Source organism: Pseudomonas sp. (assembly GCF_030696055.1).
Classification (GTDB): Bacteria; Pseudomonadota; Gammaproteobacteria; order Pseudomonadales; family Pseudomonadaceae; genus Aquipseudomonas.
Genome location: NZ_JAUYNP010000001.1, coordinates 1 through 10147, shown reverse-complemented (window position 1 = coordinate 10147; position 10147 = coordinate 1). Strand labels below are relative to the sequence as shown.

General features: G+C 67.9%; 10 protein-coding genes and 1 pseudogene. 3 read left to right on the top strand and 8 right to left on the bottom strand.

What is annotated here, in order from left to right; genetic code table 11:
- From Q8Q83_RS00055 to Q8Q83_RS00045, 3 genes are all read left to right on the top strand, one after another.
- The coding region (locus tag Q8Q83_RS00055; protein ID WP_305620039.1) for an SIS domain-containing protein at positions 1-320 on the top strand (320 nt) is incomplete at its 5' end.
- A gap of 186 nt (positions 321-506) precedes the next feature.
- On the top strand, positions 507-716 hold the full coding sequence (locus Q8Q83_RS00050; RefSeq protein WP_305620037.1) for a PA3496 family putative envelope integrity protein: 210 nt from the start codon (positions 507-509) through the stop codon (positions 714-716).
- A gap of 110 nt (positions 717-826) precedes the next feature.
- A complete protein-coding gene (locus tag Q8Q83_RS00045) occupies positions 827-1834 on the top strand; it encodes an Ldh family oxidoreductase (RefSeq protein WP_305620035.1) in 1008 nt (335 codons plus the stop codon).
- Between the two features lie 370 nt (positions 1835-2204).
- Here the strand turns inward: Q8Q83_RS00045 and Q8Q83_RS00040 are convergent, their stop codons facing one another.
- The 8 genes and pseudogenes from Q8Q83_RS00040 to Q8Q83_RS00005 all read right to left on the bottom strand — a co-directional run.
- Positions 2205-3785 carry an aldehyde dehydrogenase (NADP(+)) gene (locus Q8Q83_RS00040; protein ID WP_305620033.1) on the bottom strand — a complete coding sequence of 527 codons (1581 nt, stop codon included), beginning with the start codon at positions 3783-3785 and terminating at the stop codon, positions 2205-2207.
- Positions 3786-3954: 169 nt separating this feature from the next.
- Entirely contained in the window at positions 3955-4872 is a 918-nt protein-coding gene (locus Q8Q83_RS00035) for a dihydrodipicolinate synthase family protein (protein ID WP_305620031.1), read from the bottom strand.
- Between the two features lie 125 nt (positions 4873-4997).
- Positions 4998-6062 (bottom strand): proline racemase family protein, encoded by a 1065-nt coding sequence (locus tag Q8Q83_RS00030; protein ID WP_305620029.1) that lies wholly within the window; start codon positions 6060-6062, stop codon positions 4998-5000.
- A 10-nt stretch (positions 6063-6072) separates the two neighbouring features.
- On the bottom strand, positions 6073-6795 hold the full coding sequence (locus tag Q8Q83_RS00025; protein ID WP_305620028.1) for an amino acid ABC transporter ATP-binding protein: 723 nt from the start codon (positions 6793-6795) through the stop codon (positions 6073-6075).
- Entirely contained in the window at positions 6788-7438 is a 651-nt protein-coding gene (locus Q8Q83_RS00020; RefSeq protein WP_305620026.1) for an amino acid ABC transporter permease, read from the bottom strand. Before Q8Q83_RS00020 ends, Q8Q83_RS00025 begins: the two co-directional genes overlap by 8 nt.
- Positions 7439-7448: 10 nt before the next feature.
- Entirely contained in the window at positions 7449-8114 is a 666-nt protein-coding gene (locus tag Q8Q83_RS00015; RefSeq protein ID WP_305620024.1) for an amino acid ABC transporter permease, read from the bottom strand.
- Positions 8115-8118: 4 nt separating this feature from the next.
- Positions 8119-9906: an aconitase family protein gene (locus tag Q8Q83_RS00010; RefSeq protein ID WP_305620022.1), complete on the bottom strand. Its 1788-nt coding sequence runs from the start codon at positions 9904-9906 to the stop codon at positions 8119-8121.
- 2 nt (positions 9907-9908) lie between these two features.
- Positions 9909-10147 (bottom strand): annotated as a pseudogene (locus Q8Q83_RS00005) (amino acid ABC transporter substrate-binding protein); the annotation flags it as partial.

The window sequence follows — 10147 nt, the reverse complement described above, 5'->3', positions numbered from 1 at the left end:
CCCAGTCCGGCCGTTCCAAGGACTTGCTGATCACCGCCAACCTGGTGCGTGAGTCCGGCGCCAGCCTGATCACCCTGTGTCCGAGCCAGACGCCGCTGGCGGAGCTGTCGACCGTCAACCTGGCCATCGACGTGCAGGAAGACACCGAGATCTACACTCCGCTGACCTCGCGTATCGCCCACCTGGTGGTAATCGACGTGCTCGCCATGGGCGTGGCCATGGCCCGCGGCCCGGGCCTGGTCAACCACCTGAAGAGCGTCAAGCGCAGCTTGCGCAGCCTGCGCCTGTCGCCCAAGGCGCATAAAAGCAGCGAAGACTGAGAGATGTAGGGCGGACATGCCGCAGGCTTGTCCGCCTTCCGCTCGCAAGCGCTGGACAAGGCTGCGCCCTGTCCACCCTACACACTGCTTGGCTAGGTTCATCGCAGCGTTATTGCTTGGCCATCAAAGCGTCATATCCAGGGCAGATGCTGGGATTCCCGTTATTCAGCTTGGGAGTCTCACCCTATGTCTGGCTACTTGGAAAAAGCGCAGGGTCACGCCGACAGCGAGGCCAAGGCACGGCGCAAACTGCTCGATCAACGCCGTATGGAATACCGCCGCGCCATCGAGAGTTACGCCGAACAACGGCGGTTGCAGCAGCAGTTGGCCGACTATCCCGAGCTGATAGTCGCCAACTACCTGGAGCTCAGCCGCGCCGCTCAGCCACGGGCGTAGCAGGCCACTGCGGCTGTGCCGAATTCGGCATAAGGCCGGGGTAAAGCGATCAAGTCGCCGGCAGCGGGCCTGGGCCACTCTTGGCTTTATTGACCTGGAGGAGGCGGCGGATGCGGCGATTGACCCTGGAACAGGCCGAGCAACTGGCGCAGGCCATTCTGCGCCGGCACGGCTTTAGCGAGGCCTATGTGCGGGCCATCGGTGCCACGGTGTTGGCCGGCGAGCGGGATGGCTGCGCCTCCCATGGTCTGTGGCGCCTGCTCGGCATTATCAAGACCCTCAAGGCCGGCAAGGTCGAGCCCTGCGCCGAACCCCAGGTGATCGACCAGGCCCCGGGGCTGGTGCGGGTGGAGGCCCATGGCGGCTTTTCCCAGCTGGCCTTTGCCGCCGGCCTGCCGCTGCTGGCGGCCAAGGCGCGGGCCAATGGCATCGCCGCCCTGGCGATCAACCGCTGCGTGCACTTTTCCGCCCTCTGGGTGGAGCTGGAGGCGCTGACCGAGCTGGGCCTGGTGGCGCTGGCCTGCAACCCGACCCAGGCCTATGTGGCCCCTGCCGGTGGCAGCCGGCCGCTGTTCGGCACCAATCCCATCGCCTTTGGCTGGCCGCGGGTCGACCAGCCGCCCTTTATCTTCGACTTCGCCACCAGCGCCATCGCCCGCGGCGATATCGAGTTGCATCGTCGTTCTGGCCAGGCGCTGCCAACCGGCTGGGGCCTGGATCGCCACGGCCAGCCCTGCAGCGACGCGGCCGAGGTGCTCGACCACGGCGCCATGCTGACCTTCGGCGGGCACAAGGGTTCGGCCCTGGCGGCCATGGTCGAGTTGATCGCCGGGCCCTTGATCGGCGACCTGACCAGCGCCGAGTCCCTGGCCTTCGACGAGGGCCGCCAGGGCCTGCCCTACCACGGCGAGCTGCTGATCGCCCTCGACCCGCAGCGCTTTCTCGGTGAGCAGGCCACACAGCACCTGGCCCGCGCCGAGGCCCTGTTCGCGGCCATCCAGGGCCAGGGCGCGCGGCTGCCGGCGCAGCGCCGCTACGCCGCCCGGGCGCGTAGCCTGGAGCAGGGGGTGGAGATTCCCCAGGCCTTGTATGACGAGCTGCGCGCCTTGCTGGATTGACCGGCCAGGGCGGCTCTAAGCATAAAAAGACGATGCCCCAACTAGGTGTTGCATGCAGCTTTCGTGGGGTGGGTTAGTGGCGCAGAGGCGTGCTGGCAAAGACACGGCGGAATTTGGGCGCCACGTAACCCACCAAGCGGTGGTTCGCGTTGCGTCGATGCTGGGTTACGCCGCGTCCCGAGTGGTGTGATGCTTGGCAATGGTGGCATGCGGCTAACCCACCCTACGAGCCATCGCCCTACAAATCAGTGCGTCCTGGGCATTATCTCGCGGGCTGCAGGTTGCAACACTTCACGGAGACATCGCGATAAAAAACCCCGGCCTGGACCGGGGTGAAATCACGAGTGCCGCCGATCCGTGCCGACACGAATCAGAGCAGTGGCGCTCGCGTGCTTTGGCCATCCACCAGGCGTTCGATGCCCAGGGGGTTGGCGTTTTGCAGGGCCTTGGGCAGCAGTTCATCCGGATAGTTCTGGTAGCACACAGGGCGCAGGAAGCGCGCGATGGCCAGGCTACCGACCGAGGTGCCGCGGGCGTCCGAGGTGGCCGGGTAGGGGCCGCCGTGGACCATGGCGTCGCACACTTCCACGCCTGTGGGGTAACTGTTGAGCAACAGGCGACCGGCCTTGTGCTCGAGCAGCGCCACCAGGCTGGCGGCCTGCGGCAGGTCGGCCGGCTCGGCGATCAGGCTGGCGCTCAACTGGCCGTGCAGGGCCTGCAGGGCCAGTTGCAGCTCGGCCGCGTCGGCCACCTCGACCAGTAGCGTGGTCGGGCCGAAGACTTCCTCCTGCAGCAGCGGGTCGCCGCCCAGCAGCAGGCCGACATCGGCCTGGAACAGCTGCGGCCAGGCCTGGCGCCCTTGTTGCGGCTGGCCGGCCAGGTGGCGGATGCCTGGATGGGTCTGCAGCGCGGCCAGGCCTTTCTCGTAGTTCTTCAGGGTGCCGGCGTTGAGCATGGTCTGGGGCGGCTGGTCGGCCATGCGCGCGGCGAACGCCCGGACAAACACGGCAAATTCCGCCGACTGGATACCGATCACCAGACCCGGCTTGGTGCAGAACTGGCCGCAACCCTGCACCACCGAGGCGCTGAGTTCGCCGGCGATCTGCTCGCCACGGTTTTTCAGCGCCGCGGGTAGCAGTATCACTGGGTTGATCGAGCTCATCTCGGCGAATACCGGAATCGGCTGCGGCCGCGCCGCGGCCAGGTCGCACAGGGCGCGGCCGCCCTTGAGCGAGCCGGTAAAGCCCACCGCCTGGATCGCCGGGTGCCGCACCAGCCAGGCGCCCACGCTGCCGTAGAGCATATTGAATACCCCGGCTGGCATGCCGGTTTTCTCCGCCGCCCGCAGGATGGCGTCGGCCACGCATTCGGCGCTGGCCATATGGCCACTGTGGGCCTTGAACACTACCGGGCAGCCGGCGGCCAGGGCCGCTGCGCTGTCGCCGCCGGCGGTGGAGAAGGCCAGGGGAAAGTTGCTGGCGCCGAATACCGCCACCGGGCCGAGCGCCATCTGGCACTGGCGGATATCCGCGCGCGGCAGCGGCTGGCGTTCGGGCTGGGCGCGGTCGATGCGCGCGCCCAGGTAGTCGCCGCGACGCAGCACCTGGGCGAACAGGCGCAGCTGGCCGCTGGTGCGGGCTCTTTCGCCGCGAATACGCGCGGCGGGCAGGGCGGTTTCGCGGCAGACCAGGGCGACGAAGTCATCGCCCAGGGCGTCGATCTCGGCGGCTATGGCCTCGAGGAATTCGCCACGGCGTTCGCCGCTCAAGCTGCGGTACAGCGGGTAGGCGGCCGCCGCGGCTTCGGCGGCGGCCGCCACTTCCGCCTCGCTGGCCTGGACGAAGCTATAGGGCAGGGCCTCGCCGCTGGCGGCGTCGAGGCTGTGCAGGGTGACGTCACCGGTGGCGCTGCGGCCGCCGGCGATAAAGTTGTGGCCGAGAATGCTGGGCATGCGAGCCTCCTGATCGGTTGGAAAGCGGATGGCGCCCTCTCCCGTTTACGGGAGAGGGCTGGGGAGAGGGTGGATAAGCCGCGCCCTCTCCCCCGGCCCCTCGGCTTGTGCATCCTGCGTCGCTCTACCATCCATGCAGTCGTCTCCCACGGGTGGGAGAGGGGAGTTCTCAGAGGCCGACGTCCGGCAGCTGCGGCCGGCTGGCTAGCGCTGTGGCCATGATGGTCTCGACGTGGCGGCGGTCTTCGCCCTGCAGGGCCAGGCGCGGTGGGCGGGTCAGGGCGCTGCCGCGGCCGGCGATCTCCTCGCACAACTTGATGCACTGCACCAGGTCCGGGCGGGCGTCGAGATGAAGGATCGGCATCAGCCATTCGTAGATCGGCATGGCCTCGGCGAAGCGCCCGGCCTGGCACAGGCGGAAGATGGTCTCGCCCTCCTGGGGGAAGACGTTGGACATACCGGAGATCCAGCCCTGGGCGCCGACCGCGATGCTTTCCAGGACCACGTCGTCCAGGCCGGCGAACAGGATAAAGCGGTCGCCCACCTGGTTGCGCACGTCGATAAAGCGCCGGGTGTCGCCGGAGCTGTCCTTGAAGCAGACGATGTTCTCGCAGTCGGCCAGGGAGATCAGGATCTCCGGGGTGACGTCGTTCTTGTAGATGGGCGGGTTGTTGTAGACCATCACCGGCAGGTCGGTGCTCATGGCCACGCTGCGAAAGTGCGCGGCGGTTTCATGGGGCTTGGAGGAATAGACCAGCGCCGGCATCACCATAATGCCGTCGACCCCGACCCGCTCCACCGCCTGGGCCACCTTGGCCGCGCCGGCGCTGGTGAACTCGGCGATCCCGCAGATCACCGGCACGCGGCCGGCGGAGGCGTCCTTGGCCACCTCGGTGACGGCCATCTTTTCTTCGATAGTCAGCGAGGTGTTCTCACCCACGCTGCCGCAGACCACCAGGCCGGATACGCCATCGCGCACCAGGTTGGAGATGACCTTGTGGGTCTCCTCCAGGTTGACCGAGAAGTCGCTGTTGAACTGTGTGGTGACGGCCGGGAAAACCCCGCTCCAGTTGACTTGCTTGCTCATGCTTATGCCTCCGGGCAGTTATTGTATTTCGTATACGTTTCGTTGCGGGCGGATTACCGCCCTGGGTTTTGGGTTGTGGGACTGCTGTTCCTGGTTATTTGCGGTCGTGGCGCGTGCGCCCCGGGCTATCTCGGGTTGCGCTCGGCCGGCAAAAGTGGGCGTGGTTCGACCGGCCAGGTATCGGCCAATCGGTAGCCTTCGGGCCAGGGGTCGTCCGGGTCCAGCAGCTGCTGGTGGGTGCCGGTGATCCAGGCGCGGCCACTGATGCAGGGGTGGATAGCCGGGCGTCCGGCCACTTCGGTCAGGCTCTCGATATGGCAGTGAAACTCCGAGCCGATGATGGAGCGGCCGACGAAGCGTTCGCCCACTTGCAGCTGACCGCGGGCATGCAGCACCGCCATGCGCGCCGAGCAACCGGTGCCGGTGGGCGAGCGGTCGACCTTGCCGGGGCGGATCACCACCGCATTGGCCGCCGTCAGCACGCCGTTTTCACGTTGCAGCGGGCCGGCTAGCTGGCAGAAGGAGATATGCGCCCAGTCCGGGTTGTGCGGGTGGACGAAGCCCAGCTGCTCGTTGGCCGCGCGGGTGATCTTCAGGCCGGTGGCGGCCAGGTCGGCGGCCTCGTCGGCGCTCAGGGCAAAACCCAGGGCCTGGGCGTCGGCGATCACGAAGCTGTCGCCGCCGTAGGCGGTGTCCACCTTGAGGCTGCCCAGGCCCTCGACCTCAAGCAGGGCGTCCAGCTGGTCGGCGAAGGACGGCAGGTTGCGCACCTGCACCCGCTGCACCTTGCCGCCGCGGCACTGGGCCACGACCTCGATCAGTCCGCCCGGGGCTTCCAGGCACAGCCGGGTCTCGGGCTCCTGCATCGGCAGGATGCCGGTCTCCAGCAGCACCGTGGCCACGCACAGCGAGTTGGAGCCGGACATGGGTGGGGTGTCGGCCGGCTCCATGATGATCCAGGCCATCTGCGCCCGCGGGTCCTTGGCCGGCACTAGCAGGTTGACGTGGCGGAACACGCCGCCGCGCGGTTCGTTCAGCACGAAGTTGCGCAGGCTCTGGTCGCGGGCTATCCAGCGCGACTGCGCCCACAGCGTGTCGCCGGGCGGCGGGGCGACGCCGCCGACTATCACATCGCCCACCTCGCCCTCGGCGTGGCAGCTGACGATATGGATTAGCTTGCTCGATCGCATCGGGTTCTCCTTACAGCCCCGATTTGAGGAAGTCGGCGGTTGCCGCCTGCTGCGGGTTGCCGATGACTTGATCGGGCGTGCCTATCTCGTGTACCAGGCCGTCGCGGAAGAAGGCCACGCGGTCCGACACGTCGCGGGCGAAGCGGATCTCGTGGGTCACCAGGATCATGGTCATGCCGTCCTCGGCGAGCAGGCGCATGGTGTCCAGCACCTCGCCCACCAGCTGCGGGTCGAGGGCGCTGGTGGCCTCGTCGAACAGCATGTAGTCCGGCGACATGGCCAGCGCCCGGGCGATCGCCATGCGCTGCTGCTGGCCGCCGGAGAGCTTGCCGGGAAACACCTTGAGCTTGTCCGCCAGGCCCACATGGGTCAGCTGCTTGACCGCCATGGCCTCGGCGTCTTGTTTGCTCAGGCCGAGCACCTTGCGCGGTGCCAGCATGACGTTCTCCAACACGCTCAGGTGGGGGAAGGCGTTCCACTGCTGGAAGACGATGCCGATCTTCTGCCGCAGACGGTTGAGGTCGGTGCCCTTGGCATGCACCTCGGTGCCGTCCACGCGGATGCTGCCGCGCTGGATCGGCTCCAGGCCGTTGATGCACATCAGCAGGGTGGACTTGCCGGAACCGGAGCCGCCGATGACCGACACCACCTCGCCCTTGTTCACCGTCAGGCTGACGCCCTTGACCACTTCCAGGTCGCCGAAGGATTTATGCACCTTGTCGATTTCAATCATTTTCCTGCCACCTTTTTTCCAGGCGGGCACCCAGGCGGGCGACCACCAAGCTCATGACGTAGTAAATAAGGCCGGCGATGCACAGCACCAGCAGCGGTTCCTGGATGCGCGTGACCACGGTCTGCGAGGTGCGCAGCAATTCGAAGATGCCGATCCACATGACCAGGGCGGTGTCCTTCATCACGCTCAGCGCCAGGTTCAGCCAGCCGGGGAAGGACACCCGGGTGGCCAGGGGCAGCACCACATGGCGCAGGTCCTGCCAGTAGCTCATGCCCAGGGAGCGGGCGGCGCGGCGGAGGGTGGCCGGCACCGCCTGCACGCCGCCGCGCACTATCTCGCTGCAGAAGGCCGCGGCGTAGATGCCGAGCACCAGGCAGCCGATGGCGAAGGCGCTGATGTCCAGGCCGGCGATGCTTTTCAGTGAGTTGAACAGAACGAACTGGATCAGCAGCGGCACGCTGCGAAACAGATCCAGCACCCAGGCCAGGGGCAGGCTGGCCCGCGGCAGGCCGGCGCGCAGCAGGCCGAACAACACCCCGGCGAGGGTGCCGAGCAACATGGCGGCGACGGTCAGCTGCAGGGTTACCCAGGCGCCCTGGAGCATAAACAGCAGGTCGCTGGCGGTCAGGCTGGTGACGAACATGACGGAGCCCTCAATAACGGAACAGGCGCCAAGCCATCAGCCGTGCGCTGAGCACTATGGTCTTGGCGATCAGGTAATAGAGCACCGCCGCCAGGGCGAAGTACTCGAAGGTGCGGAAGGTCTTGACGTTGTAGTCCTGGGTTACCCCGGTGAGGTCGTCGTTCAGCCCGACTATCACTCCCAGGGAGGTCATCAGCACCGCCCAGACCATCTGGTTGGACAGGGGGTGGAAGACGATGCGCAGCAGCTGCGGGATGATCACCAGGCGGTAGGCCTGCAAGGCGCTCATGCCCAGCGAGCGGGCCGCGCGCATCTGGGTGTCCGGCACGGCCTTGAGGCCGCCGCGGAAGTTCTCCGCCAGGTAGCCGGCGTTGTTGAAGGTGATGCCCGCCAGCAGCGCCAGCCAGGAGCTGACATGCAGGCCGAAGGCACCCAGGCCGAAGTAGAGGATGTAGATCTGGAACAGCGAGGGCGTGTTGCGCGCAATCGACACCCAGGTGTCGGCGAAACCACGCAGCGCGGGGTTGTGCATCTGCCGCATAAGGGTCAGCAGCAGGGCGATCATTGTGCCCAGCAGCATCGACAGGGCGGCGGTCTGCAGGGTCACCCAGGCGCCGCCGAGCATGTCCGGCAGGGCCTTGAAGGCAACGCGCCAGTGGAAGCTGTAATCGAACATGGCATCAGGCTCCAGCAGAACGGGGGGAGGCCAGCCAGCTCGGCGGCCGGCCCGGGTTGTGCCCGCTACAGGCGGCCTCGACGCAGGCGGCCAGGCTGCCGAAGTGCACCTGGCGGCCGACCAGGCCGGGGGCGTAGTGGGCGTACTTGGCTGAATTGGTCATCAGTCTGCGGGCCTGGCGCGGCAGCACCGGCTCGCCGAGCATGCACCAGCAGGTATCGCTGAGCAGCTGCGCGCCGAAGGCCTGCAGGCTGGCGACATGGCCGGCGGCGCTGGCCTGCTCCAGCACCGCGCGGCCGCAGGTGATCACCAGGGCGCAGTCGGTGTGGCGGCTGCGCCCGGCGCAGAGCCTGGCCAGCCGGGCGAACTCGCTCAGGGAGAAGTGCGGGTTGCCCAGGGCCACCAGCGCCACGCTGCCGCCCGCGGCACCGTTCAGCTGGCGCCAGGCGGCCAGCAGCTCGGCGCGGCCGATGCGCAGCCGTCGTTGCGGCGCCTGGCCGCCCAGGGCGCTGGCGACGTCCGGGGCTTCCGGGGTGATGCCGGCGATATGGAACATGGGCGCCGCCGAGGTGGTGGCGAAGGCGGCGCCGAAGGCCTTGAGCTCATCGCTGCTGGCGCCGCTGTGTTCCAGGCCAGCGAGCACCGGGATGGCGCTGCCGCAGAGCAGCCCGGCCTGGTAGCCGAGCAGCGGCCAGAAGCTGTCGTCCAGGGCCTGCGGCGGCTCCACCTCGAGCAGCAGGCTGGCGTGCCGGCCGGCGTCCAGGTGGCAGCCGCTGCGCGGCGCGCGGCCGGTGAGGGCGATGCAGATATCGAGAAAATCCGGGTACTTCTGGGTGCGCGCGGCCAGCACGCTGTTGGCGTACACCACCGCATTGGACTCGGCCCAGACCAGCTGCTCGCCGGCCTTGGGTGCGCTGTCCAGCAGGTAGGGCGCGCAGGTGAAGCTGAGCGCCGCGCCCATGGCCATATAGGCATCGCCGAGGGCGCTGGCCGGTTCGCCCAGGGCCGGGTCGATGCCCAGGGAGCGCCACTGGCGCTGGTCCACCGAGATGGCGTTGAGGCTGGTGGGCACCCGCACCCGCGCGCCCCAGGCCAGCAGCTGCTGGGCAAAGCGCAGGCTGGCCGGGCCGGTGTAGATGCAGCCGTCGATATGCGCCTGGCTGATATCCAGCAGCTCTTCTGCGCCCTGCAATTCGGCCAGGCGCAGCACCAGCTGCATGGCCACCCGGGCGGCCTGGCCGTGCTCGCCGGCCAGCAGGGCGCGATCCCCAGCGCTTAGACGCAGCTGGGACGGTGCGGCCTCGGGCATCTGACCCGGCTGCCAGTGGTCTGCGGGGGCGGCGTCGAACAGGCTGAGGCGGCCCTGCTCGAGTCGGGCGAAGCCGCCCCGCTCCAGCTGGGCGAAGGCTTGGTGACCGATACACAGCACCGGCAACTGGCGCTGGAAGATCAGCTCGGCGACCAGGGCGCCGAGGCTGAGAATCTCGTCCGCCTCGGCCAGCACCAGGGCGGCCGGGGCGTGATCATTGAGGATAAGTTCCAGCAGGACGCTGCTGCCGGTGCAGGAGCCGCGTCCGCTGGGGATGGCCAGCACCCGGCCGGCCAGAGACTCGCCGCAGAGTGGGTGGTGGCTGTCTATCACCACCCCGCTCTGTGGCTCGACCCCGCCCCAGAAGCTCAGGCCGACTGTGGCGAACAGCAGCGGCCCCTGGCCGTCACCCCCCGCCAGCTGCCGCCCGGCCATGTGCAGGCTGGGTATAAGGCCGTCTCCGGCCGTCAGGTGCGCGCCCATGCTTAGTAGTACACGCCAGGCACGGTGAGGCTGGCCGGGCTGATCTCGTCGCCCACCCACTTGGCCCACAGCTCGTGGTAACGGCCGTTGCGCACCTGCTGGTTGACGAACAGGTTGAGGTAGTTGAGCAAGCCATACTCGGTGCGCTTGGCCCCAAGGGAAACGTAATCGATCACGTAGGGCGCATTGCCGGCGACTTTGAGGTTCTTGTATTTGCCGGATTTCAAGGTGGCGGCAGCTA